The sequence below is a fragment of the Pseudomonas sp. SWRI99 genome (assembly GCF_014270125.1).
Taxonomy (GTDB): domain Bacteria; phylum Pseudomonadota; class Gammaproteobacteria; order Pseudomonadales; family Pseudomonadaceae; genus Aquipseudomonas; species Aquipseudomonas hamedanensis.
This window is the reverse complement of sequence record NZ_JABWQR010000004.1, coordinates 237,565-261,673: the sequence shown is the minus strand read 5'-3', so window position 1 is coordinate 261,673 and position 24,109 is coordinate 237,565. Positions and strand designations below refer to the sequence as shown.

Sequence of the window (24,109 nt, the reverse complement as noted above, 5' to 3'; positions counted from 1 at the left end):
GAGCAATTCACCGACCATGACCGAGTAATGACAATGACCGACACCCCGCATTTCCCGCTTTCCGCCGTGGTCGGTGCCGATGAGCTGAAACTCGCCCTGTGCCTGACCGCCATCGATCCAAAAATCGGCGGTGTGTTGATCGAGGGACCGCGCGGCATGGCCAAGTCGACGCTGGCCCGGGGCCTGGCCGATCTGCTGGCCAGTGGGCAGTTCGTCACCTTGCCGCTGGGCGCAACCGAAGAGCGCCTGGTCGGCACCCTCGACCTCGACGCCGCTTTGAGCGAGGGCCGAGCGCAGTTTTCCCCCGGCGTGCTGGCCAAGGCTGACGGCGGCGTGTTGTACGTTGATGAGGTCAACCTGCTGCCCGATCACTTGGTCGACCTGCTGCTCGACGTCGCCGCCAGCGGCACCAACCTGATCGAGCGTGACGGCATCTCCCATCGACATTCGGCGAAGTTCATGCTGATCGGCACGATGAACCCGGAAGAGGGCGAACTACGCCCACAACTGCTGGACCGTTTCGGCTTGAACGTTGCGCTCAGTGGCCACACGGCGCCCACCGAGCGCGGGCAGATCATCCGCCGCCGGCTGGATTTCGATCACGATCCGCAAGCGTTCTGCGCGCAGTGGGAAAGCCAGCAACAAGCCTTGCGCACGCGCTGCGAAACCGCCCGCAAGCGGTTGACAGACATACCTCTGGACGATGCGGCATTGGCGCTGATTACCGAGCGCTGTTTCGCCGCTGGCGTCGATGGCTTGCGCGCTGATCTGGTGTGGTTGCGCGCTGCTCGCGCGCACGCAGCATGGCGTGGGGCTGACGTCATAGGCGCGGACGATATCGACGCCGTCGCCGAGTTCGCCCTGCGCCATCGGCGTCGCGAGCAAGCGGCGTCGAGTCCTCAGCCACCGGCACCGTCACCGGCCGAAACGCCCGCCGCGCCGAGCGAAGGGCAGGGGCTATGGGGTGACATGCCGGCGCCCGCGCTGGCCACCGGAGCGCGCCGCGAAGTGCCGAGCTGGCCACCGGCAAAAAAGCCCTAGGCATTCGCCCCCGATCCGACGTGGGGGCGGATGCCAGACCCCGCGCCGGTCGGCTGAGCAACGGCCGCCAGGGTAAACGTCATGCTGCTGTGAGCGGCCGGGTCAACTGGCCGGGCACACTGCTCAACGGGCGACCGCAGACGCGCGACGATCTGCTGCTGCACATGCGGACCCGTTCGGCGCAGGAGCTGTGGCTGGTGATTGTCGACGCCTCGGCTTCGACTCGTCGCCATCAGGCCTTGAGCGACGCCAAAGGCTTGCTCGCGCAATTGTTCGACGATGCCTATCGGCAGCGGGCGCGGCTGGCCTTGTTGACCGCCAGTGGTGCGACACCGAAATGGCAAGTGCAAGGCCTGAAAGCCTCCAGTGGCTTGCGCGTCTGGCTCGACGGCCTGGGCGCCGGCGGCGGCACGCCGTTGCTCGCGGCGTTGGGGCAGGCGCAGCAATGGCTGGCGATGCGGCGCAAGCGCTGTCCCGCCGAACTGCAGCGCTGCCTGATCGTGACCGATGGTCGCTTGAAAGCGCTGTCGGGATTGCCTGTACTGGCGTGCCCGGGATTGCTGATCGATATCGAGCGTGGGCCGATTCGCCTGGGCCGGGCGCAGGATCTGGCGACCGCGCTGCAAGCGCAATATCAGCATATCGATGAGCTGGATTTACGCTGATTACCCGCGCCGCTTAAACCCTGTGGGAGTGAGCCTGCTCACTGAAAATTCTCGACCTCAACTGCTTATACAGATTTTGAAATGATTTGCCGCTGGGGAAAGTGTGCCTTGAGCTTGTACGCTCCAAGGCCATTTTTCATTCAGGATTTGCATGAACACCCTCTCGGAGCCTCCCAGTCAGCACTCTCCAGCGCGCCTTCGCGCGGTCTTGATCCATTCGCAGCATCCGGTTTTCCGACTCCCGACTATGGTTGATAACGCGGCTCTTGAGCCTTCGCGTTGCGCTTTGCCGTGTCTGGCATTCTGAATTCACTGAAGAGAGATCGAGACGTTTTATGGAATGGTTAGCGGATCCCACGGCCTGGCTGGGCTTGTTGACTCTGATCGTGCTGGAACTGGTGCTGGGTATCGACAACCTGGTGTTCATCGCGATTCTGGCAGACAAACTGCCGCCGCATCAGCGTGACCGTGCGCGCATCATCGGTCTGTCACTGGCGCTGATCATGCGCCTGGGCCTGCTGGCGAGCATTTCCTGGCTGGTCACGCTCACGCAGCCGTTGTTCGAGGTGTTCGACAAGAGCTTCTCCGGCCGCGACCTGATCATGCTGTTCGGTGGTGTGTTTCTGTTGTTCAAGGCCACCATGGAATTGCACGAACGCCTTGAAGGTCATGTCGGCGAGCGTTCGAGCAACACCGCTTATGCGTTGTTCTGGCCGATCGTGGCGCAGATCGTCGTGCTCGACGCCGTGTTTTCCCTCGACGCGGTCATCACCGCGGTGGGCATGGTCGACGAGCTGGCGGTGATGATGATCGCGGTCATCGTCTCCATTGGCCTGATGATCGTTGCCAGCAAGCCGCTGACCCGTTTCGTCAATGCGCATCCGACGGTGATCATGCTGTGCCTGGGCTTTCTGATGATGATCGGTTTTGCCCTGACGGCCGAAGGCCTGGGCTTCCACATCCCGAAAGGCTATCTGTATGCCGCCATCGGTTTTTCGATTCTGATCGAAGTGTTCAACCAGATCGCCCGGGCGCGGCGCAAGCGTTCGATGCAGGGCATGCGTCCGCTGCGTGAGCGCACCGCCCACGCGGTGATGCGCTTGCTCGGTGGCCGCAAGCTGGCGGTGGAGGAGGTCGGCGAGGAAATCTCCGACCTGCTCGACAACGGTGAGGCGCCGGTGGCCGAGCTGTTCGACCGCCGCGAACGGGTGATGATCAGCGGCGTGTTGCAACTGGCCGAACGGCCGATTCGCAACCTGATGACCGTGCGCGCCGACGTCGATGCGATTGATCTGGCTGCTGATGCCGAGGCGATTCGCACGAAACTGATGCATTCGTCCTACTCGCGGCTGCCGTTATTTCGTGACGGCGCCGTGGACGAGCCGTTGGGTTTTGTGCACAAGAAGGAACTGCTCAAGGAATACCTGGCCGGTAACGAGCCGAGCCTTGAGCACTTGGCGCGCAAGACCATCAACCTGCTCGACAGCTACTCGATTCTCAATGCTCTGGAGCAGATGCGCGCGGCCTCGACCCACATTGCTTTTGTGGTCAACGAGTTCGGTGATTTTGTCGGCGTGCTGACCATGACCGATATCCTCGAATCGATTGCCGGCGAATTACCCGATGCCAGCGAAATCGAAGGTCCGGACGTGGTCGAAGAGCGCGGCGGGTTCCTCGTCAGCGGCGCGCTGCCCTTGGCCCGCGTGCGCCAACGCACCGGCTTCGGCGCCGAGCCGACCGAGGACTATCAAACCATGGCCGGGTTGGTGATGAGTCTGCTGGATCGTTTGCCGATGACCGGCGACGTACTCGAGTACGAAGGCTGGCAACTGACCGTCAAAGCGGTTGAAGAACGGCGGGTGACGCGAGTATTGCTGGAGCGTGACGCTGCTTGAGGACTGGGTGGATTTGTCCATGACCCGGCGAATCGCGAGCAGGCTCGCTCCCACAATGGCTTTTGTGGGTTGCCTTGAGTCCCGCGAACGCCCCAGGCCCTGTGGGAGTGAGCTTGCTCACGAAGGCGGCGGGTCAGGTAATTCATTTGTAGCTGACTGACCGCTTTCGCGAGCAGGCTCACTCCTACATGGGTCTTGTGGGTTGCCTTGAGTCCCGCGGACACCTCAGGCCCTGTGGGAGTGAGCTTGCTCACGAAGGCGTCAGGTCAGGCGGTGAATTTGTTTGAACGCTGCGTTTGCTACTGGAAGGTGAACCGATCCTTCCCCGTATGCTTTGACTCATACAGCGCTGCATCCGCCTTGACCAGGGCCTGATTCAACGAATCACCATCGTTCACCCGGGCAATGCCGATGCTGATCGTGACGGGATGTCGGGTGGGCTGTTCGCGCACCAGTCGGCACAGTTCGGTGGCAAGCCTTTCCACATCCTCGCGCCGTACGCCGGCCAGATAAATCGCAAACTCTTCGCCGCCCAGGCGCGCATAGTCGAACGCCACCATCACAGCCTTGATATCGGCAGCGACACGCATGAGTACCTCGTCACCGATGTCATGCCCGTAGGTGTCGTTCACTTTCTTGAAATTGTCGATGTCGATCATCATCAGGTAGTGGTCGTGCTCACGCGGACTCGCTTGCAAACGCTGTTGCGCATGGGTCATGAACGAGCGGCGGTTGGGAATCTGTGTCAGCGGGTCGTTGTAGGCCTGATCGAGCAGCAGCCTTGACATGAGGTAGTTGTTGAGCTTGGCCTCGCGAAATTTCACAAACGTATACACCGTCAGCGCACAGAGAAACACGCTGTAGCAGGCGGTCAGAACGCCGCGCAGTTCGGTGATTTGAGTCGTGGTGTCGAGGAACGGGTTAAGGATCACCCAGATGACAACTTGCACCGCAAAGAACGCCCAGCGCCTGAGCGGCAGTACCGACACGCTGTACAGCATGCTGGCCGCCGCAAGCACCAGCCATAAACTGTGCGATGCAGGCGCAAGACCGTCGACGACCATTCGCACGCCAACTGTCAGACCAAGGACCAGCAGCAGGGTCAGCACATCGAAATGGCTGACCTTGCGCGTAAACGCGAGAATCACCGTCAGCAGCGCAAAACCGGCGAGAAACACCACCGAGCGCCATGTGAAGCCCTGGCCGCCAAGAAAGCTCACGATCAGATCAAACAGCAGCCACATGAAAATGCTGACCGCGTAAATCAACAGGCTGAACGGTTTGAGTCGCTCAAACTCACGTTGAAGAAATTCCGCTCTCAACTCGGTCGAGGCGGTTTGCTTCAACGCTTGCGCTTCAATGGTCTCGAACATGCTCTTCCTGCTGTCTGCGCCAATCCTGGCAACCGCCCGAACGTGAGGGCGGGAGCACAACGTATTCGCTCAACAGCAAAGCAGTCAGATAACGGGTTGTCCAATCCCGCTCCGGTGGAGTTGCGGCGTGGAGGTCAGCGCAAAACCCGGTGGCGCGAGCGCGGGACGGTGCGCAAGGCACGAAGCGTCTGACGCAACCAAACCAGGTCATGCCTGCGTTTGCGTGGCGCCGCCGGGGCCTTGGTCTTGCCGACGTGCCAGGCGAAATCCCTGGCGAGGGTTTCCTCGGTGCCGATGCCTTTGAGCTTTTTGACCAACCTGCCGTCCTTGTAGAGCAGCACCGTAGGTGTGCCTGTCACGCTCGGGTGTCTGGGCGATTGGCTGGTGTTGAGCATGTAGACATTGGCGCGCAGTCGGTAAGGCTCGGCAATCTGCCGAAATATCGGCCCCGCCCATTCGCAGGCGGGGCAGTGTTCGTTGGCGAAATACAGGATGACCGGGCGCCAGGTTTTCAGGGCTTTGCGGTAAGTTTCTGGCATGGCAGCGACAGGTGCTCTGGAACTCATCGGATAATCCTTTCTTCGAAGCAAAACGGTAACGCGGTTGCGGAAAAACGAGTTACCACCTATTGGCAACTCGCTTTGGCACCCATGCTTCAGAGCAGCTTCGACAGAGTCACGTCGCCGAAGTAAGAGCCAAACTCATCGAAAGTGCCGTCGTTGGATTCCAAAGTGACCATGAATTTCAACGTCGAAATCTGAGCAATAAACTTCTCGGAACTGACGACCCAGTCCTGACCACCTGCGACATTCAGGTAAACCGGTTTGCCAGTCGGAAGTGGTTGCACGGTAATGCGGCCCGCAAAACCGCCCAGCGTTTTCATTCTTGCCGACAACATAAATGTCCCGCCTCCACCCTCTCCAGTGAGAACCTCCTGACTAATGGAATGCGGAGTCGCAACGATGCAGTGACCGGTCACAAACTTTACGTAAGCTGGATCGGGCACAGTCCAATGTGCGCCTTGCTCAGAAAAGTCACCGTTCTTGATTAGATTTGCCATTTCAAAAGTCCTTATCGAGAAAGTTGCAAGTGAGGTCGACCGCGCCCGCAAGGGCAGAGCTAGTTGGCCAGCGGAACTCGCCGCTCACAACTGTCAACTCTGACAGGTAGAGATACGAATCCGATAAACGGTCATCCGTGCAAATCGATTCATCATCTGTAAGCGCTCGCCTCAAAAGGACTCACGGCGTGCTCTCGAATGTGACGTTACTTCCCAAAGATCAGTAAGCGGTAGCGAAGATCTTTCTCGACCCAAGTTGTGATCGGATGCGATCCGTCAGCTAACGCATTGAAAAAATTACCTTTCAGACCACTTCGCCTTTTGCGCTGATGCTATGGCACACTTTCTGCTGTCTATTCCGTAGTAACAAACCGTGTTCCGGTATAGCGGAATAAACACCACCTGGAGTGCTCGCCATGCATCACCGTCCTTCGTTGTTCAAAGCGTGTGTTTTCGTACTTGCCGCTGCTTCCTCGGTCACAGGCCTGGCCCAGGCCGCTGACAGCAAGCTCGACAGTGTCCTGGCCCGTGGCAAATTGATCGTCGGCACTGGCAGCACCAATGCGCCGTGGCACTTTCAGGGCACGGACGGCAAGTTGCAGGGTTTTGATATCGACATCGCCAGGATGGTGGCAAAAGGGTTGTTCAACGACCCGAGCAAAGTCGAGTTCGTGGTGCAGTCGTCCGATGCGCGCATTCCCAATTTGCTGACCGACAAGGTCGACATGAGTTGCCAGTTCATCACCGTCACTGCCAGCCGCGCACAGCAAGTCGCCTTCACGCTGCCGTACTACCGCGAAGGTGTTGGTCTGTTGTTGCCGAACAACAGCAAGTACAAGGAAATCGAAGACCTGCAAGCGGGAGGTGATGACGTTACCGTTGCGGTGCTGCAGAACGTATACGCCGAAGAACTGGTGCACCAGGCACTGCCCAAAGCCAAGGTCGATCAGTACGACAGCGTCGATCTGATGTACCAGGCAGTGAACTCTGGCCGCGCCGATGCCGCCGCCACCGATCAGTCGTCGGTCAAATACCTGATGGTGCAGAACCCTGGCCGCTACCGTAGCCCGACTTACGCGTGGAGTCCGCAGACCTACGCCTGCGCCGTCAAACGAGGCGATCAGGATTGGCTGAACTTCGTCAACACCGCGCTGCATGAGGCCATGACTGGCGTTGAGTTCCCGGCTTACGCGGCGTCCTTCAAGCAATGGTTTGGCGTCGATCTGCCGTCGCCTGCCATCGGTTTCCCTGTCGAATTCAAATGATCCCGTGAGAGTGGGGCGAGTCACATCGCCCCGCTCAAGGTACTGCTGACCATGAATTATCAGTTGAACTTTGCCGCCGTGTGGCGCGATTTCGACACCTTGCTGGCGGGGCTCGGTCTGGGCCTGCAACTGGCACTGTTGTCGATCGCCATCGGCTGCGTGATCGGCCTGCTGATGGCGTTTGCCTTGCTGTCGAAGCATCGCGCCTTGCGGGTGCTGGCCTCGGTGTACGTCACGGTGATTCGTAACACGCCGATTCTGGTGTTGATTCTGTTGATCTACTTCGCCTTGCCAGGTCTGGGCATCCGGCTGGACAAGATTCCTTCGTTCATTATCACGCTGTCGTTATACGCCGGGGCGTACCTGACCGAAGTGTTCCGTGGCGGCTTGCTGAGCATTCCCAAGGGACAGCGCGAAGCAGGGCTGGCCATCGGACTCGGTGAATGGCAGGTCAAGGCCTACATCACCGTGCCGGTGATGTTGCGCAATGTTCTGCCGGCGCTGTCGAACAACTTCATCTCGCTGTTCAAGGACACCTCGCTGGCCGCCGCGATTGCGGTGCCGGAGCTGACCTATTACGCGCGCAAGATCAACGTCGAGAGCTACCGGGTGATCGAAACCTGGCTGGTTACCACGGCGTTGTATGTCGCGGCCTGTTACCTCATTGCCATGGCGCTGCGTTTTCTCGAGCAGCGTCTGGCGATCCGCCGATAGGAGGCTGCGATGTACGAATCTCCCAGTTGGTTGCATGAATTATGGGTGGCGCGCGAGCCGCTGTGGCAGGGCTTTTTGACCAGCGTGCAGGTTTCGGCGCTGGCCATTGTGCTTGGCACGATGCTCGGTGTGGTCGCCGGCCTGGTGCTGACTTACGGTAAGTTCTGGATGCGCGCGCCGTTTCGCGTTTACGTTGATCTGATTCGCGGCACACCGGTGTTTGTGCTGGTGCTGGCTTGCTTCTATATGGCCCCGGCGCTGGGCTGGCAGATCGGTGCATTTCAGGCTGGTGCGTTGGGCCTGACGCTGTTCTGTGGCTCGCACGTTGCGGAAATTGTTCGTGGTGCGTTGCAAGCCTTGCCGCGCGGGCAGATGGAAGCGAGCCAAGCCATCGGTCTGACCTTCTACCAGTCCCTCGGCTACGTCCTGTTGCCTCAGGCATTGCGGCAAATCCTGCCGACCTGGGTCAACTCATCCACCGAAATCGTCAAGGCCTCGACCTTGCTCTCGGTGATCGGTGTCGCTGAGTTGTTGCTCAGCAGCCAACAGGTCATCGCGCGGAACTTCATGACCCTGGAGTTCTACCTGTTCGCCGGTTTTCTGTTCTTCGTCATCAACTACGGCATCGAATTACTCGGCCGGCACATTGAAAAGCGGGTGGCCCTGCCATGACTCAAGCTCAAGTTTCCCCAAAGCATCAGGCGTTGCTGGATATCCGCGGCCTGCACAAACAGTACGGCGCGGTGGAAGTGCTCAAGGGCGTCGACCTGAGCATGCAGCGCGGTAACGTCGTCACGCTGATTGGCTCCAGCGGTTCGGGCAAGACCACGCTGCTGCGCTGCGTGAACATGCTCGAAGAATTCCAGGGCGGGCAGATCCTGCTCGACGGCGAGTCCATCGGCTATGACGAGATCAACGGCAAACGCGTGCGCCATGGCGAAAAAGTCATCGCTCGCCATCGTGCGATGACCGGCATGGCGTTCCAGCAATTCAACCTGTTTCCGCACCTGACCGCGTTGCAGAACGTCACCCTGGGCTTGCTCAAGGTGAAGAAAATGCACAAGGACGAAGCTGTTGTGCTCGCGGAAAAATGGCTGGAACGGGTGGGCCTGCTGGAACGGCGCAATCACTTTCCCGGTCAGTTGTCCGGCGGTCAGCAACAGCGCGTGGCAATTGCCCGGGCGATCGCGATGAACCCGAGTCTGATGCTGTTCGACGAAGTCACCTCAGCCCTCGACCCGGAACTGGTCGGCGAAGTACTCAACGTCATCAAGGGTCTTGCCGAAGACGGCATGACCATGTTGCTGGTCACCCACGAGATGCGTTTTGCGTTCGAGGTCTCGGACAAGATCGTTTTCATGAATCAGGGGCGGATCGAAGAGCAGGGGCCTCCCAAGGAACTGTTCGAACGCCCGCAATCGCCGCGTCTGGCTGAGTTTCTCAAAAGCACGCGGTTTTGAATCTGCACTTTTGCAATCAGGAGAAATACCCATGAGCATTACGCGTTACGGCACCGGCAGCACTGCCGCCGGTGGCCAGCCTCGCCCATTCGCCCGCGCTGTTGAAGCGGATGGCTGGCTGCACGTGTCCGGTCAGGTGCCCGCCGTGGATGGCGAGATCATCGTTGGCGGTATCGTCGAGCAGACCCACCAGACCATGAAGAACCTGATCGCGATTCTCGAAGAGGCCGGTTATGGCCTGGAAGACGTCGTGCGTGCCGGAGTTTGGCTGGACGATCCGCGGGATTTTTCCAGCTTCAACAAGGTGTTCGCCGAGTATTTCAAACCCGAACACGCCCCGGCGCGGGCCTGTGTGCAGGCGAGCATGATGGTCGATTGCAAGGTTGAAATCGACTGCATTGCCTACAAAAAGAAGATGTGAACGGAGGTGACGCTATCGCGAGCAGGCTCACTCCTACAGGAGAACGCATTTCAACTGTAGGAGTGAGCCTGCTCGCGATGGCGGTCTAACTGTCGACACGGGACTCTCGGTAAACTCCCGGCACTTTTATTGGGAACTGAAGAAATGACCGAAGACACCATCAAGCGCCGGGCACGCGGTCTGGACCGGGCGTTCGATATCCTCGATTTTCTCAAGGAGATCGGCCAGCCCTTGCGCCCCAACGACATCGCCAACGGCATCGGCAGCCCGAAATCCACGGTCTACGAACTGGTCGCCTCGTTGCTGGAGCGGCGGATTCTCGAGCCGGTGGGCAAGGACGGCCATGTCTATCTGGGCCGGCAGTTGTACTTCCTGGGGCAGGCGCATCTGCGTCATTTCGACCTCAGCCGTGAGGCCGATCATGCCTTGCAGGAGATCGTCAGCCAGACCCGTGAAACCGCGCAGATGTGCCTGCTCAACGGTCGTAAATACACGGTGGCGTTGATGAAGGAGGGCGAGCGGCATTTTCGCATCTCTTCCGACATTGGCGAAAACGCGCCGATTCCGTGGACGGCGTCGGGCCGTTTGCTGCTGGCGCATTTGAGCGATCAGCAGATCATCGACCTGATCGATGAGGACGATTACATCCTGCCCGACGGCGAGCGCTTGCCACTGGAACGTTTTCTGGCGGAGATCCGTCAGGCCGGCAGCGACGGCTTTTTCTCCTTCGACAGTGTTGCCGACACCTTCACCCATTGCTTCGCCGCGCCCGTCAAAGATGCGCAGGGCGTGGCCATCTGCACCCTGTGCATCGTCGCCCCGCGCGCCGATGCGAAGAACAATTACAACGACTATCGCCGGGTGCTGATCGACAGCGCCAATAGCCTCGCCCGGCGTATCAACGAATAACCGCGGCTGCCTGCGGCCGCGACTGTGAGGATTCGACCATGACCACTGCCATCAACTCTGCAGTAGAAAAAGGTGACGCCGCCATCGGCGCGCAGTTGACGCGTGACGTCAGCCTGCCCGCGCTGGTGCTGCACCGCGATGCGCTGGAGCACAATATTCGCTGGATGCAGACGTTTGTCAGTGGCAGCGGCGCGCAACTGGCGCCCCACGGCAAAACCAGCATGACGCCGGCGCTGTTCAAGCGTCAACTCGACGCCGGCGCGTGGGGCATTACCCTCGCCAGCGCCACCCAGACCCGCGCCGCTTACGCCCATGGCGTGCGCCGCGTGCTGATGGCCAATCAGCTGGTCGGTACACCAAACATGGCGCTGATTGCCGACCTGCTGGCCGATGCGGACTTCGATTTCTATTGCATGGTCGATCACCCGGACAACGTCGCCGACCTTGGCGCTTATTTCGCTTCGCGTGGGGTCAGGCTCAACGTGATGATCGAGTACGGCGTGGTCGGCGGGCGTTGCGGTTGCCGCAGCGAGCAGGAAGTCATTGAGCTGGCAAAAGCCATCGACGCACAACCGGCGCTGGCCCTGACCGGCATTGAGGGTTACGAAGGGGTGATCCATGGCGATCAGGCGGTCAGCGGGATCCGAGCGTTTGCCGCCTCGCTGGTGCGTCTTGCCGTGCAGTTGCAGGACAGCGGCGCTTTCGCCATCGCCAAGCCGATCATCACCGCGTCGGGCTCGGCGTGGTACGACTTGATCGCTGAATCCTTCGAAGAGCAGAACGCCAGCGGACGCTTCCTCAGCGTGTTGCGTCCGGGCAGTTACGTGGCGCACGACCACGGCATCTACAAAGAAGCGCAGTGCTGCGTGCTGGATCGGCGTAGCGATCTGCACGAGGGTTTGCGCCCGGCGCTGGAGGTCTGGGCTCACGTGCAATCGTTGCCGGAGCCGGGCTTTGCGGTGATTGCCCTGGGCAAGCGTGACGTGGCATTCGATGCCGGTTTGCCGGTGCCGTTGCTGCGCTACAAGGCGGGTGTCGTACCTGCAATGGGCGATGACGTCGGTGCGTGCAAGGTCACGGCAGTGATGGACCAGCACGCGTTCATGACGATCGCGCCGGGGGTGGAATTGCGCGTGGGTGACATCATCTCCTTCGGGACGTCCCATCCGTGCCTGACCTTCGACAAATGGCGGGTGGGGTTGTTGGTGGATGAGCAGTTGTCGGTGGTCGAGCGCATGGAGACTTGTTTCTAAAGCCTGAGATTGCGTCGCGGCGGCTATTCGCGAGCGGGCTCGCTCCCACAGAAAACGCATTTCAAATGTAGGAGCGAGCCTGCTCGCGAAGGCGTCCGCCCTGACACCATTGAATCAACAGAGACACCACCAAGAATGAACACCTTAAGCCCCCTGGGCCCGAACACCCCACGCATCGCCCTGATCGGTGAATGCATGATCGAGTTGCAGCAGCGCGCCGACGGCAGCCTGCAGCAAAGCTTCGGTGGCGACACCTTGAACACGGCGGTCTACCTGTCCCGCGCCATGGGCGACAAGGCGCAGGTCGACTACGTGACTGCGCTGGGCGACGACAGCTTCAGCGACGCCATGTGCCGGCAGTGGGTCGAGGAAGGCATCGGCCTCCAACAAGTGCAGCGCCTGCCGGGTCGTTTGCCCGGCCTGTACTGCATCCAGACTGACGCCAGCGGCGAGCGCCGCTTCCTCTATTGGCGCAATGAAGCGGCGGTACGCGATTGCTTCACCACGCCTGCCGCCGAACCGATTCTGGCCGCGTTGCCGGATTACGACGTGCTGTATTTCAGCGGCATCACCTTGGCCGTGCTTGGCGCCCAAGGCCGGGAGCGGCTGATCCAGGTGCTGATCGACGCCCGGCAGCGCGATGCGCGGATCGTCTTCGACAACAACTATCGGCCACGTTTGTGGGCCTCGCCTGAAGAGGCGCGCGCGGCCTATCGCAGCGTCTTGCCTCATATCGATCTTGCGTTATTGACCGTGGACGACGAGCAGGCGCTGTTCGGGTTCAGCGATTGCGCGGCGCTGTTCGAGGCTTACGCGCAGATCGGCACACCGGAGGTGGTCCTCAAGCGTGGCGCCGAGGCGTGTTTGATTCGATGTGAGGGCGAAGCGTTTGAAGTGCCGGCGCAGAAAGTTGCCAAAGTCGTCGACACCACGGCAGCGGGGGATTCGTTCAGTGCGGCGTATCTGGCCAGTCGTTTGCTCGGCGGCAGCCCGGCGGAGGCGGCGCAAGCAGGACATGAACTGGCCAGTCGGGTGATTCAAGTACCTGGCGCGCTGATTCCCCAGTAAACAGTGCATGGCCGCTTGCTGCGCAATCGGTTCGCGGGCTTGCTCGCGAAGAGGCCCGAAAGCCAACCAGTCAATCCCGGTAAAACACCTGCACCAGGTGATAGCCAAACTTGCTCTTGATCGGTCCATGCACCGTGCGCAGCGGTTTTTTGAAAATCACCGCGTCGATCGCGCCCACCATCTGTCCCGGGCGTACCTCGCCAAGATCGCCGCCGCGTTTGCCGGACGGGCAAGTGGAAAATTTCTTCGCCAGCACGTCGAACGCTTCGCCCTTGGCAATGCGCTGTTTGAGTTGTTCAGCCTCTTCGGCGGTTTTCACCAGAATGTGGCGGGCTTGAGCTTTCATCGTGGCAGTACCTGATAACGGGGTGACGGCGGGGCGCGGGATTATGCCTCAAGTCACACCGTCTGGTTGATCATCGTGCGGATCTTGCTCGCCAGGCGTTCCAGCGCAAAGGGTTTGGCGACCATGTCCATGCCCTCTTCGAGAAAGCCCTGGCGTTCCGCGGCGATCTGCGCATAACCGGTCATGAACAATACTTTCAGACCAGGGCGCTGCTGCCGCGCGATTTCCGCCAGCTGTCGACCGTTCATGCCCGGCAAACCTACATCGGTGACCAGCAGGTCCACTTGGGCAACGGTGTCCAGCAGCGCCAGCGCAGCGGTGGCGTCGACCGCTTCGTACGCCCGGTAACCCAGTTGCTTGAGCAAATCCAGCACCAACATGCGCACGGCCGGATCGTCTTCGACCACCACGACGGTTTCCCCGGACGTCGCCGTGCAAGGCGCAGTGATCGTCTCGACAGGTGCCTGCTCCGGCATTTGCAGGTACAGGCGCGGCAAGTACAGGCGCACGCAGGTGCCTTGGTCGGGCAAGCTGTCGAGGCTGACATGGCCGCCCGATTGCTGGGCAAAACCGTAAATCATCGACAGCCCGAGCCCGGTGCCCTGGCCGATGGGCTTGGTGGTGAAGAACGGGTCGAAGGCCTTGGCGCGCACGGAGGGGGTCATCCCGGTGCCGTTGTCGCTGACCGCCAGCATCAGATAGTCCCCGGCCTTGACCGGCTCAAGCGTGGTGATGTCGTTGCCGTCGAGGTAGACGTTGGCGGTCTCGATCAGCAACTCGCCCCCGTGGGGCATCGCATCCCGCGCGTTGATCACAAGATTCAGCAAGGCGTTTTCCAGTTGACTGACGTCGGTGCTGACCGGCCATACACTGTGGGCCAGGCGCAATTTAAGCTCGATCGGATCGCCCTTGGTCCGGCGGATCAGATCTTCCAGGGAGTGAATCAGTTCGTTGACGTCCAGGGTCTTGCGATCCAGCGACTGGCGACGCGAGAAGGCCAGCAGGCGATGGGTCAGGGCGGCGGCACGGTTGGCGGAGGACACCGCCGCCTCGGTGAACCGTCCGATCTCATCGGCGCGACCGTCGGCAATGTATCGCTGCATCAGGTCGAGGCTGCCGATGATCCCCGTGAGCATGTTGTTGAAGTCATGGGCGATGCCGCCGGTGAGCTGGCCGACCGCTTCCATTTTTTGCGCGTGGCGCAAGGCGTCCTCGGCGCGCTCACGCTCGAACATCTCGTTCTGCAGGCGCTGGTTGGCCTGGGCCAATTGTTCGGTGCGGGCGCTGACGCGCTCTTCCAGGGTTTCGTTGAGATTGCGCAGGGCTTCTTCGGTTTTTTTACGCTCGGTTTCGTCGATCACAAAAATATAGAAACCGTTGACCGCGCCATCGGCACCGTGGCGTGGCAGGTAATTCATCAGGGCGTGGCGGTTGCTGCCGTCACGGTGCGTTGTGTAGAGGCTGAATGAACAGGACCGGCCGGCGAGCGCCTCGGCGATGTACGGCGCGCGCAGAAAGTAGGCCTCTTCGCCGATCACCTCGCGGATCGTGCGGCCATAGAGTTCTTGCGGTGTCAGACCATACCAGTCCAGGTAAGCGGCGTTGTTGAGGCGAAAACGTTCTTCGCGGTCGACGTAACTGATCAGGATCGGCATGGCGTTGATGATCAGTTGCAGCTCGGTCTGGCTCTGGCGCAAGGCCTGTTCGGTGTGTTTGCGCTCGGTCAGGTCCAGCGCCGCGCCGAGAAAACGGGTCGGCCGGCCATGGTGATCCTTGTAGCAGCGGCCGCGGGCAAACGCCCAGCGCAACTCGCCATCGGGTTGCAGCAGGCGATACTCCTCGGCGTATTCGGTGCCGTGGGTGATGCAGTGCTTGATGCCGCGCGCGACCATCGCCCGGTCTTCCGGATGGACGCCTTGCAGGTAATCGCTGATCGGCAACTGGCTGGCCATGGCCGGATCGACACCGTGCAACTGGGCGAAATGCGCGTCGGCGATAAACCGGTCTTCAGCAATGTTCCAGTCCCACGTGCCGACTGCGTCGGTGGCGGCCAGCGCCAGTTGCAGGCGCTCTTCGGACTCGTGCTGAGCCTTGAGGCTTTCTTCGGAGCGCTGCTGCAACTCCAGGGCAATTCGTCGGCGTTCATTGGTTTCAATGGCGGTGACGAGGATGCCCGCCACTTGCGCGGTTTCATCCCGGATCGGGCTGTAGGTCAGATCCAGCCAGACGTCGGATTCTTGGCCATCGCGCAGCAGGGTGAAGCGGCGCTCGCTGTAGGTACGCACCTGGCCTTGCAGGACGGCGCTGTAGATCGGGTCGGTAAAGGCTCTGAGTTCCGGCCACATCTGGTGTGCCGGTTGCCCGAAAGCGTGCGGGTGCTTGCTGCCGGCCAGCATGGCGAAGCCGTCGTTGTAGATCTGCGTGAGTTGCGGTCCCCACAACAACAGCATCGGCATTGGCGAGTGAATCACGATGTCCACCGCGGTGCGCAGGCTTTGCGGCCACTGACTGGCGGCACCCAGCGGGGTGTTGCTCCAGTCGGTGCGGGCGATCAGTGCCTGGGCGTCGTCGTTGCTGGGTACAGCGTTCATTGCGTCGATCCTGAGCGTCGTTCGGTGAGGCGGCGTCTACTATTCTTCGAGAGGGTAGACGCTCAATGTACCGCTGCGCCACAGCAGCGGGCCATGTCTGAATATTCAAGCCGGTGGGTGAATTTGACCATGGAAATCGATGTGCTGTTAACACGGCTGGCCAACCAGCATGGCTCGGACCTGTTCCTGTCCACGGGAGCGCCACCCAGTGCGCGGTTTCAAGGCGTATTGATAGCGTTGAGCGAGCAGCCGTTCAAACCCGGTGAAGTGGCAGCCATTGCCAACGCCCTGATGGATGCCGAGCAGCGCCAGGTGTTCGACCGTGAGCTGGAAATGAACCTGGCCATTTCGCTGGCCGGTATTGGCCGCTTTCGAGTCAACGTGTTCAAGCAACGCAACGACGTATCCATTGTGATTCGCAACGTGAAGCTTGATATTCCACGCTTCGAAGACCTCAAGTTGCCCCCGGTACTGCGTGATACCGTCATGCTCAAGCAGGGCCTGATCCTGTTCGTCGGCGCCACCGATTCGGGAAAATCGACCTCGCTGGCGGCATTGATCGATCACCGTAACCGTCACAGCGCCGGGCACATTGTGACGATTGAAGATCCGATCGAGTACATCCATCGGCATCAACTCTCGATCGTCAATCAGCGTGAGGTCGGCGTCGATACTCGCAGTTTTCACGCCGCGTTGAAAAACACCCTGCGCCAAGCGCCGGATGTAGTCCTGATCGGCGAGATCCGTGACCGCGAAACCATGGAACATGCCTTGGCCTTCGCGGAAACCGGCCACCTGGTGTTATCGACGCTGCACGCCAACAACGCCAATCAGGCGCTGGACCGGATCATCAATCTGTTCCCTGAAGAACGTCGTCCGCAGCTGTTGCACGCCTTGGGTAATAACTTGAAAGCCTTTATCTCGCAGCGACTGGTGCGCACCCTCGACGGTCAGAGAAGGGCGGCTGTCGAGGTGCTGCTGGGCACGCCGACCATCGCCGATCTGGTTCGACGAGGTGAGTTCGGAGAGCTCAAATCGATGATGGAAAAGTCCGCGGAGCTTGGTATGCAAACCTTTGATGGAGCCTTGTTTAACTTGGTCTCAGAGGGTGCCGTCAGCGAAGAAGAGGCGCTAAAGCATGCCGACTCAGTGAATAATCTAAAGTTGCGCATGAAGTTTGCCTTGGAGACTAAAAACACCAGTGAGCCCAACTCAGGTGAGTGGGGGTTGATCGACTGAAGTTTATTGAAGATGCTCTGTTGAAACACTGTTTAATGGTTTAAGAGTGGTAGATAGAAATCTGGGCAAGTACAACGTCATCGAGCTGAATCACCAGCTTATTAACTTGATGAGGTTGTTTTATGAGTGTCGTAGAGAAGAATAAGTCGGTCTGGTCGACAGAGGCCTTGATTGTCGAATCGCAACTAAGAAGTGACGCCGATGCCGCCGAGCGTCGCTTGATGATTGCGCAGCTGGAGGAGGCATTGAATACCTATTCCGATGATCAGACGATCAAGTGGTATGCCCATGAACTGGAGTTGCAGGAAGGTTCTTCGCTGTACGAAATATACAATCCCGGCACGCGTCTGCTTAATCAATTACTTGAAACCGTTCCGGTAAACAGCGCGCTGTCACAAGAGCGGGCGAGCGACCATGACGGTCTCGTGCGTGTGACAGCCGACGGTAAAATGGAGGTGCGTGCCCCTGCCGGCTGGGTGGATCTGATCGCCGCCGGCCATTTTGAATCCAGTCGATCGACGCTTGCGACTTTGAAGTTGATCACTGATATGGCCGAGGCAGCCGGTGGGTATATATGGCCTGATCTTTTTATCACGATGGACCAGTGGTTCAAGTTTCATGAGATTGATATCCCGGAGAGCAATGCGAAAGTCAGAAATCTGCTCGCCTTGCTCAACTTCGATCCTCAGGTTCAGGAACCAGCCAATTACTGGGAACATTTTGAAACCGACCATCGCGGATTAGCCACGTTGCCCGAGCAAGAGTTTCCGGAAATTCGTAAGGCGACCAACAAACTTCTTCCTGGGAAAAAGCTTCTTTCCGCACTGTACAACGTGACGGGTAACGCTGCGGTTTCCCACGACAATGCGGCTCAACGTATTGTCGAGTATGTCAATTACCCGGTTGCCCGAGCGCTCGCGCAAAAGTATCTGAAAGAACTGGGGTGGTTTGGTGCAAATGAAGGAGAAGAGATCTCTGAACAGGTTCTGCCGCAGTTGCTGCTGACAGCCCTGTTGCTGGATCTGGATCCCTCCATCGAAAGCTTTTGTCAGCGCCGCAAAATCGCCGGATTCCAACTGTATGCGCCCACTTACGTTGATCGCCATCCTTCGGCCGTCCTCGATGACCTGACGGCATTTCTGCGCGCCAGGATATCCGTGGATCCACGTCTGGCGCCGTTGGCAGCGCATCTGTTGCTGGCCCGCACCGCTCCGGAACTTGTAGTCAGGGAAATTCCCCAGACCGTCGTCATGGGGTCGATTGCATGGGTCAGTTTCAGCCGCGGCGTCGCGCTGGTCGAGGCGGTTAAAACCGGCGCATCGCGCGCGCTGACCTACGCCCAGATCATGGCTTATGCCGAGCTGAAACCAATAAGTGACGCACAGAGGCAGCTGCGCGATCTGGCCATGATTGATCCAATCGTCGATTGGGCGCTGCTCAATGAAGTGGTGACGAGCACTGAGATTGAACGGGCAGAAGAAGCGAGTACTGAACGCGCGATTGAAGCCTTCGAACTACACACGCAAGCTTTCGACCATATCGCCCAGGCTTTCACCAAGCCGTTGCCCAACCGAGTCAAGATTTCTCGGGATGCATTGAAGGCCGCCGTGCCGGATTGCGATTTCATCGACGAAGAAGTGCTATGCGAGCATAACGGTAAGTTTATGGCTTCCATGGTCGAATTGCATCAATCGGGTGACTTGGTCACCGGCGAATGGGACAGGCGCGTCGTGAGTTTTAGCGGTTTCGTCGGCGGCTTGCCGGTCACGCGCCACGAACCGGTAAGCACCAGCCTGCTCCAGCAATATCCAGCCTTGCTAAAACTTATACCCTGCGACGTGCAACTGGATCGGCAGTTGGCGGTGTATCGCCAGGATCTCGACAGGGCCATGTTATCGACAGTGAAACTCGCGCTGGCGCAATCCCCCAGGCGGACCTGCACATCTTCCTGAATGCACCCATACACTTCTTCACGGTGCGCGAATCGGCGATTTACAGAAATACTCGTCGTATTGGAGGTCCAATAAGTTTTGATGTCGACCGGGAAACGCAACAATCCAGAGACGCAGCAACCGGGCGTTTCGGTGTGGTGATGTTCGCCTCTCACAACGACTCTTTCATTTGCTACGAACTGTTCACCTCCCGCGCCGAAATGCGCAAGAACGATGCGCTGGGCGAATTGATCATTAGAGAGAAGAAAATCGAACAACAGCGTTCGAGAATGAGCTGGCCGGCGGATCTGACCTTCCAGTTGACACTGACCTATCCGACAGCCATGCCGCTCAATGTGAAATGTCATACCCATGGTGTCGCGCCAGATCCTTCGGTCACCAGTAGCATGGCAGTGATAGATTACTTTGGCGTGCTGGAGGAGCCAGCAGCATCGGCGATTCCCGCCCAGGGTTTTTATCAACGGTTCAATGATCCGAGTGTCGCCCGTATTGCCGAATTCCTCGTCAAACATCGACCGTTCTTCAATGCTCGAGACCTCAGAGAGCTGGCTCGCACGCCGACGGCCCTTGAACTGAGCCGGGATCGAACCGAACGACTGGTCGACTATTTCATCAACCTGGTGGTGCCGTTCAAGCAATGCATCGAAAACATTGCCTCGGGTGAACAGGACAGGGTGACCGATGGGATTTATGGCTGTTTGATCGATGGCATCAGTCTGGTGGGAACCGTAGCGGGGTTTCACGCGAAGGCGATCAGCATCTCTGCCAAAGCCATGTCGACGATGGCAAAAGCTGCGCGCTTCACAAAACTGGTGTTTTCTACAGCATTCTCTCTGTTCAACCCGCTCGACGGTGTGCCCTCGGGTCTGATGGCCGGTGGCAAACTGGTGCGCAAGGGGCTGCTGTCGTTCAGTACAAGTGCCAGCGAGGTGTTGGTCAAGGCGAACAAGCAGCTGCACAAGCTCAGTGGCGGGCGCAAAACCCTCGACTTGTTCGATAGCGCTGGTCACGCGCAAGCGGGTTTGGGCAACTGGCGGCCGCGTGGCTCGGTGGCCGATGTCGCTGTGTTGGCTGGTCGCCGTGGCAACAAATGGTATGCCCTGAATCGCCGCGGTAACGTCTGGGGCAAGCCATTGGATGGCTTTTCCTACAAAGCGCCGTTGAATTTGCCGCAACCAGCGAAAACGCTGCCGCAGAGCTATACGCGACAGTTCATCGAGCAAAGCCTGCCTCATGCGCAAGGGAAGGTCGATAACGCCATTAATGCCCTTAAAACCGCAGACATTAACCGCGACTGCAGTGCAGTGATGAAGTCATTTTTCGGCGACGCCTCTGCACTGACTTCCAATCAACTGTTGGATTGCCTGGCCGTGGTCAACTTCGAGTTTCCAGACTTTTCCCTGAACAACATCCTTCTCGATTCATTCAAGGAAACCAGTACAATCGCCGAGCTGGACGTGAACAACTACGCACGCTGGAAAGCGGCGCGCGCCAGCGACGGAAAAGATATAGCGTTTATTGAGTTCCATACTAAAAACCTCAACAAGCATTTCGTCAGTCTGGGCTTTAACCATGACGTAGTAGCCGATGACCTGCTGCACGAATTCTTCCGCGCCAGTGCGCAAACCGATGACGTCAGCTTCGCTACCGAGGCGGCGAGCGGTAGCGAAAACGCGCAGCGACTCGATGTCGCTCCGTTGCTCAATATTGCCGCAGGGTGCATGCCGGTGTCGGAGGAAAGTACGGTCTGTCATGCACCGTCCAGAGCCTTTGCCAATGCCGACTCCCTGGCGGTGGCGACGTCTTTGCTGAGTCAGCTTCGCACTGACAAAGCCACCTATGATCGTAACATCACGATCATCGTCGCTGCGCTCAAGGCCAGCGGTGGCGAGCCCATTGTCGAACCTGTACTGATCACGCTGAACAAACAGGCGTGATCGTTTAAGAGTGTGATTGGCGCTCTGTCAATGCCTGATCAAATCGCCAGTTCCGGCCGATCCCGAAAGTGTTCCAGCGCTTCGGGATTGGCCAGTGCATCGGTATTTTTTACCGGCTCACCGTGCACCACATTTCTGACGGCCAGTTCCACCACTTTGCCGCTGAGGGTGCGCGGTATATCAGCCACCTTCACAATTTTCGCCGGCACATGCCGCGCGGTGGTGTTGGCGCGGATGACCTGACGAATGCGCTGTTGCAGCGCTTCATCCAGGAGCACGCCGTCCTTGAGGCGCACAAACAACACCACCCGAACGTCATCCTGCCATTGCTGACCGATAGCGACGCAGTCCAGCACCTCGCTGATCTTTTCCACCTGTCGGTAGATCTCCGCTGTGCCAATGCGCACGCCACCGGGATTGAGTACCGCGTCGGAGCGGCCGTGAATCATCATCGCGCCGTCGGACAATTGCTCGGCGTAATCGCCTTGCGCCCAGACGCCGGGAAACAGACTGAAATAGGATTTGCGCAGTTTTTCTCCATCAGCATCATTCCACAGGCCGATCGGGATCGCCGGGAAATGCCGGGTACACACCAGCTCGCCTTTTTCGCCGATCACCGGCTGACCGGCGTCGTTCCATACTTCAACCGCCATTCCCAGGCTTTTGCCCATGATCGCGCCGCGCCTTACCGGCGACAGCGGGTTGCCATTGACGAAGCAGGAAACAATGTCGGTACCGCCGGACATCGAGGCCAGGCAGACGTCGGCCTTGACGTCGCGATAGACGAAGTCATAGCTCTGTGGCGACAACGCCGAGCCGGTGCAGAGCAGGGTTTTCAGGCTGCTCAGGTCATGGCTTTGTCGCGGTTTGACGCCGCTGCTTTCCAGCGTCGCGAGGTATTTCGGACTGGTGCCGAATACGCTGATGCGCTCATCTTCGAGCAGTTCAAGCAAACGTTCCGGCCCTGGGTGAAACGGCGAACCGTCATACAGCACCACGGCGCTGTCGACCGCGAGGGCCGAGACCAGCCAGTTCCACATCATCCAGCCGCAGGTGGTGTAGTAGAACAAGCGGTCACCGGCACTGAGGTCGACGTGCAAACCGTGTTCCTTGACGTGCTGCAACAACACGCCGCCGGTACTGTGGACGATGCATTTGGGCACGCCCGTGGTGCCGCTGGAGTACAGCACGTAAAGCGGATGCGCGAACGGCACCGGGACGAAGTGGGGGATTGCGCCGGGCTGATAAAAATCGTCCCACAACGTGACGTTGGCCGACGTGCGATAGTCGTCGCTGCGGGCCTGCGGCCGCGCATAAGGCACGACGATCAATTGTTGCAGCGACGGCAGTCGCGCGAGGATTTCATTGAGCTTGCTCGTCTGGTCGATGTCCTTGCCGGCATAGCGAACCCCTGCGCAGGTGATCAGCACCTTGGGCTCGATCTGGCCGAAGCGATCAATCACCCCTTGGGTGCCGAAGTCCGGCGACGAGCACGACCAGATCGCGCCGAGGCTGGTGGTTGCAAGCATTGCCACCAGCGTCTGCCAAGTGTTGGGCATGCACGCCGCCACCCGGTCGCCGAGACCGACGCCGGCCGCTTGCAGACTGGCCTGGAACCCGCCGACCTGGCGGGCCAGTTCATCCCAGGTCAACTGTTCGCGTTGACCGTTTTCCGCAACCGCGACCACAGCGACGGCATCGTCGCGACGACGCAGCAAATGCTCGGCAAAATTCAGTGTTGCGCCGGGAAACCATTCGGCGCTGGGCATGTGGGCGCCTTCGCGCAGCACGGCGTCGGGTTGCGAATGAAAGTGAATAGCAAAGAAATCGACGATCGCCTGCCAGAACGCTTCGCGCTGATCGATGCTCCATTGATGCAGGGCAGGGTAGTCGGCAAGGTGCAACGAATGACGCTGATTGATAAAGCGCCGGAACGCGTCCATGCGCGAACGGGCGATACGGTTGGCATCGGGTTGCCAGAGGATGTCGGACATGGTTTGCCTCTTTTTATCAGATTACGCATTGCTCTTTGTGGAAGTGAGCCTGTTCCGGGCGGCGTTCCGCCGATAGCGCACTGACCGTCACTGATGCGTTGACTGGCAAACCGCTTTCGCGAGCAGGCTCACTCCTACAGGGGAGCGCGGTTACTGCGCGAGCCACCCACCGTCAATATTCCACGCCGCCCCGCGCACCTGGCTGCCAGCCTCGCTGCACAGGAACAACACCAGCTCGCCCAGATGATCAGGCGTGACGAACTCCAGCGACGGCTGCTTCTCGGCCAGCAGATCATGCTGCGCCTGTTGCGGATCGACACCTTTGGCCGCGCGATCATCGATCTGTTTTTGCACCAGCGGCGTCAGCACCCAGCCCGGGCAAATGGCATTGCAGGTGACATTGCTGGTCGCCGTTTCCAGGCCAACCACTTTGGTCAGGCCGATTACTCCGTGTTTGGCGGCCACGTAGGCAGCTTTGCCGGTCGAACCGACCTGACCGTGCACGGACGCGATGTTGATGACCCGGCCCCAGCCTTTCGCACGCATCCCCGGCAGGCTCAGCCGGGTGCTGTGAAACACCGAAGACAGGTTGATCGCGATAATCGAATCCCAGCGCTCGACCGGGAACTCTTCCACCGGCGCGACATGTTGAATGCCAGCGTTGTTGACCAGAATATCGACGCCGCCAAATTCGCGTTCAGCGTAAGCAACCATGTCGGCGATTTGTGCCGGATCACTCACATCCGCCGGATGATGACCGACCTTGCCGCCGTACTGGCCGACCTCGGCGATCACCTTCGACGCATCGCCAAAACCATTGAGGATCAGGTTGGCGCCGGCCTTGGCCAGGCTCAGGGCGATGCCCAGGCCGATGCCGCTGGTGGAGCCGGTAACCAATGCGGTCTTGCCCGAAAGAAGGGTCATGA

21 protein-coding genes are annotated in these 24,109 nt (G+C 59.4%); 14 read left to right on the top strand and 7 right to left on the bottom strand.

All coding sequences use genetic code 11. The features are described from left to right. Positions 1–33: 33 nt before the first annotated feature. The 3 genes from HU743_RS05320 to HU743_RS05310 all read left to right on the top strand — a co-directional run bounded on the left by HU743_RS05320 (position 34) and on the right by HU743_RS05310 (position 3,601). The gene (locus HU743_RS05320; RefSeq protein ID WP_186647395.1) at positions 34–1,041 is read left to right on the top strand and encodes an ATP-binding protein; all 1,008 of its coding nucleotides are present in this window, start codon (positions 34–36) and stop codon (positions 1,039–1,041) included. Between the two features lie 20 nt (positions 1,042–1,061). Then, entirely contained in the window at positions 1,062–1,706 is a 645-nt protein-coding gene (locus HU743_RS05315; protein ID WP_186647393.1) for a VWA domain-containing protein, read from the top strand. A gap of 335 nt (positions 1,707–2,041) precedes the next feature. After that, complete coding sequence (locus HU743_RS05310) at positions 2,042–3,601, top strand: TerC family protein (protein ID WP_186647391.1); 1,560 nt, start codon at positions 2,042–2,044, stop codon at positions 3,599–3,601. Between the two features lie 299 nt (positions 3,602–3,900). Here the strand turns inward: HU743_RS05310 and HU743_RS05305 are convergent, their stop codons facing one another. The 3 genes from HU743_RS05305 to HU743_RS05295 form a co-directional block, all read right to left on the bottom strand. Next, positions 3,901–4,974: a GGDEF domain-containing protein gene (locus HU743_RS05305; protein ID WP_186647389.1), complete on the bottom strand. Its 1,074-nt coding sequence runs from the start codon at positions 4,972–4,974 to the stop codon at positions 3,901–3,903. Between the two features lie 134 nt (positions 4,975–5,108). Further along, positions 5,109–5,540, bottom strand: a complete 432-nt coding sequence (locus tag HU743_RS05300) for a thioredoxin family protein (protein WP_186647387.1) — start codon at positions 5,538–5,540, stop codon at positions 5,109–5,111. Positions 5,541–5,629: 89 nt separating this feature from the next. Continuing rightward, positions 5,630–6,034 carry a hypothetical protein gene (locus tag HU743_RS05295; protein WP_186647385.1) on the bottom strand — a complete coding sequence of 135 codons (405 nt, stop codon included), beginning with the start codon at positions 6,032–6,034 and terminating at the stop codon, positions 5,630–5,632. Between the two features lie 416 nt (positions 6,035–6,450). Here HU743_RS05295 and HU743_RS05290 point away from each other — a divergent pair, with 416 nt between their 5' ends. From HU743_RS05290 to HU743_RS05255, 8 genes are all read left to right on the top strand, one after another. Beyond that, the gene (locus HU743_RS05290) at positions 6,451–7,299 is read left to right on the top strand and encodes a transporter substrate-binding domain-containing protein (RefSeq protein ID WP_186647383.1); all 849 of its coding nucleotides are present in this window, start codon (positions 6,451–6,453) and stop codon (positions 7,297–7,299) included. A 51-nt stretch (positions 7,300–7,350) separates the two neighbouring features. Next, entirely contained in the window at positions 7,351–8,013 is a 663-nt protein-coding gene (locus tag HU743_RS05285; protein ID WP_186546417.1) for an amino acid ABC transporter permease, read from the top strand. Between the two features lie 9 nt (positions 8,014–8,022). Beyond that, positions 8,023–8,685: an amino acid ABC transporter permease gene (locus HU743_RS05280; protein WP_186546416.1), complete on the top strand. Its 663-nt coding sequence runs from the start codon at positions 8,023–8,025 to the stop codon at positions 8,683–8,685. Further along, on the top strand, positions 8,682–9,473 hold the full coding sequence (locus tag HU743_RS05275) for an amino acid ABC transporter ATP-binding protein (protein WP_186647380.1): 792 nt from the start codon (positions 8,682–8,684) through the stop codon (positions 9,471–9,473). Before HU743_RS05280 ends, HU743_RS05275 begins: the two co-directional genes overlap by 4 nt. Positions 9,474–9,504: 31 nt before the next feature. Continuing rightward, complete coding sequence (locus tag HU743_RS05270) at positions 9,505–9,894, top strand: RidA family protein (protein WP_186546414.1); 390 nt, start codon at positions 9,505–9,507, stop codon at positions 9,892–9,894. A gap of 144 nt (positions 9,895–10,038) precedes the next feature. Further along, positions 10,039–10,803, top strand: coding sequence for an IclR family transcriptional regulator (locus tag HU743_RS05265; RefSeq protein WP_186546413.1), 765 nt, complete (start codon positions 10,039–10,041; stop codon positions 10,801–10,803). 38 nt (positions 10,804–10,841) lie between these two features. Further along, positions 10,842–12,056 (top strand): amino acid deaminase, encoded by a 1,215-nt coding sequence (locus HU743_RS05260; RefSeq protein ID WP_186647379.1) that lies wholly within the window; start codon positions 10,842–10,844, stop codon positions 12,054–12,056. Between the two features lie 135 nt (positions 12,057–12,191). After that, positions 12,192–13,124, top strand: a complete 933-nt coding sequence (locus HU743_RS05255) for a sugar kinase (RefSeq protein WP_186647377.1) — start codon at positions 12,192–12,194, stop codon at positions 13,122–13,124. A 70-nt stretch (positions 13,125–13,194) separates the two neighbouring features. On the opposite strand, the gene HU743_RS05250 is transcribed toward HU743_RS05255, so the two are convergent. Continuing rightward, on the bottom strand, positions 13,195–13,470 hold the full coding sequence (locus HU743_RS05250) for a peptidylprolyl isomerase (RefSeq protein WP_007912322.1): 276 nt from the start codon (positions 13,468–13,470) through the stop codon (positions 13,195–13,197). A gap of 53 nt (positions 13,471–13,523) precedes the next feature. Next, on the bottom strand, positions 13,524–16,061 hold the full coding sequence (locus tag HU743_RS05245; protein ID WP_186647375.1) for a PAS domain-containing sensor histidine kinase: 2,538 nt from the start codon (positions 16,059–16,061) through the stop codon (positions 13,524–13,526). Between the two features lie 129 nt (positions 16,062–16,190). Between HU743_RS05245 and HU743_RS05240 the strand changes: the two genes are divergently transcribed. The 3 genes from HU743_RS05240 (at position 16,191) to HU743_RS05230 (ending at position 21,189) form a co-directional block, all read left to right on the top strand. Continuing rightward, positions 16,191–17,300 (top strand): PilT/PilU family type 4a pilus ATPase, encoded by a 1,110-nt coding sequence (locus HU743_RS05240; protein ID WP_186647429.1) that lies wholly within the window; start codon positions 16,191–16,193, stop codon positions 17,298–17,300. A 122-nt stretch (positions 17,301–17,422) separates the two neighbouring features. After that, complete coding sequence (locus HU743_RS05235) at positions 17,423–19,252, top strand: hypothetical protein (protein ID WP_186647373.1); 1,830 nt, start codon at positions 17,423–17,425, stop codon at positions 19,250–19,252. Positions 19,253–19,386: 134 nt separating this feature from the next. Continuing rightward, on the top strand, positions 19,387–21,189 hold the full coding sequence (locus tag HU743_RS05230) for a hypothetical protein (RefSeq protein WP_186647371.1): 1,803 nt from the start codon (positions 19,387–19,389) through the stop codon (positions 21,187–21,189). Positions 21,190–21,227: 38 nt separating this feature from the next. Here the strand turns inward: HU743_RS05230 and HU743_RS05225 are convergent, their stop codons facing one another. Both HU743_RS05225 and hbdH read right to left on the bottom strand, forming a co-directional pair. Beyond that, entirely contained in the window at positions 21,228–23,183 is a 1,956-nt protein-coding gene (locus tag HU743_RS05225; protein ID WP_186647369.1) for an acetoacetate--CoA ligase, read from the bottom strand. A gap of 150 nt (positions 23,184–23,333) precedes the next feature. Beyond that, a complete protein-coding gene (hbdH, locus tag HU743_RS05220; protein ID WP_186546407.1) occupies positions 23,334–24,107 on the bottom strand; it encodes a 3-hydroxybutyrate dehydrogenase in 774 nt (257 codons plus the stop codon). Positions 24,108–24,109 lie beyond the last annotated feature (2 nt).

What these genes read in the sequence shown, in the direction of transcription:
- HU743_RS05245 (WP_186647375.1), bottom strand. Translation starts at nt 16,061, where the DNA reads ATGAACGCTGTACCCAGCAACGACGACGCCCAGGCACTGATCGCCCGC.
- HU743_RS05290 (WP_186647383.1), top strand. Translation starts at nt 6,451, where the DNA reads ATGCATCACCGTCCTTCGTTGTTCAAAGCGTGTGTTTTCGTACTTGCC.
- HU743_RS05320 (WP_186647395.1), top strand. Translation starts at nt 34, where the DNA reads ATGACCGACACCCCGCATTTCCCGCTTTCCGCCGTGGTCGGTGCCGAT.
- HU743_RS05270 (WP_186546414.1), top strand. Translation starts at nt 9,505, where the DNA reads ATGAGCATTACGCGTTACGGCACCGGCAGCACTGCCGCCGGTGGCCAG.
- HU743_RS05300 (WP_186647387.1), bottom strand. Translation starts at nt 5,540, where the DNA reads ATGAGTTCCAGAGCACCTGTCGCTGCCATGCCAGAAACTTACCGCAAA.
- HU743_RS05265 (WP_186546413.1), top strand. Translation starts at nt 10,039, where the DNA reads ATGACCGAAGACACCATCAAGCGCCGGGCACGCGGTCTGGACCGGGCG.
- hbdH (WP_186546407.1), bottom strand. Translation starts at nt 24,107, where the DNA reads ATGACCCTTCTTTCGGGCAAGACCGCATTGGTTACCGGCTCCACCAGC.
- HU743_RS05280 (WP_186546416.1), top strand. Translation starts at nt 8,023, where the DNA reads ATGTACGAATCTCCCAGTTGGTTGCATGAATTATGGGTGGCGCGCGAG.
- HU743_RS05305 (WP_186647389.1), bottom strand. Translation starts at nt 4,974, where the DNA reads ATGTTCGAGACCATTGAAGCGCAAGCGTTGAAGCAAACCGCCTCGACC.
- HU743_RS05235 (WP_186647373.1), top strand. Translation starts at nt 17,423, where the DNA reads ATGAGTGTCGTAGAGAAGAATAAGTCGGTCTGGTCGACAGAGGCCTTG.
- HU743_RS05260 (WP_186647379.1), top strand. Translation starts at nt 10,842, where the DNA reads ATGACCACTGCCATCAACTCTGCAGTAGAAAAAGGTGACGCCGCCATC.
- HU743_RS05285 (WP_186546417.1), top strand. Translation starts at nt 7,351, where the DNA reads ATGAATTATCAGTTGAACTTTGCCGCCGTGTGGCGCGATTTCGACACC.
- HU743_RS05250 (WP_007912322.1), bottom strand. Translation starts at nt 13,470, where the DNA reads ATGAAAGCTCAAGCCCGCCACATTCTGGTGAAAACCGCCGAAGAGGCT.
- HU743_RS05310 (WP_186647391.1), top strand. Translation starts at nt 2,042, where the DNA reads ATGGAATGGTTAGCGGATCCCACGGCCTGGCTGGGCTTGTTGACTCTG.
- HU743_RS05275 (WP_186647380.1), top strand. Translation starts at nt 8,682, where the DNA reads ATGACTCAAGCTCAAGTTTCCCCAAAGCATCAGGCGTTGCTGGATATC.
- HU743_RS05295 (WP_186647385.1), bottom strand. Translation starts at nt 6,034, where the DNA reads ATGGCAAATCTAATCAAGAACGGTGACTTTTCTGAGCAAGGCGCACAT.
- HU743_RS05225 (WP_186647369.1), bottom strand. Translation starts at nt 23,183, where the DNA reads ATGTCCGACATCCTCTGGCAACCCGATGCCAACCGTATCGCCCGTTCG.
- HU743_RS05240 (WP_186647429.1), top strand. Translation starts at nt 16,191, where the DNA reads ATGGAAATCGATGTGCTGTTAACACGGCTGGCCAACCAGCATGGCTCG.
- HU743_RS05255 (WP_186647377.1), top strand. Translation starts at nt 12,192, where the DNA reads ATGAACACCTTAAGCCCCCTGGGCCCGAACACCCCACGCATCGCCCTG.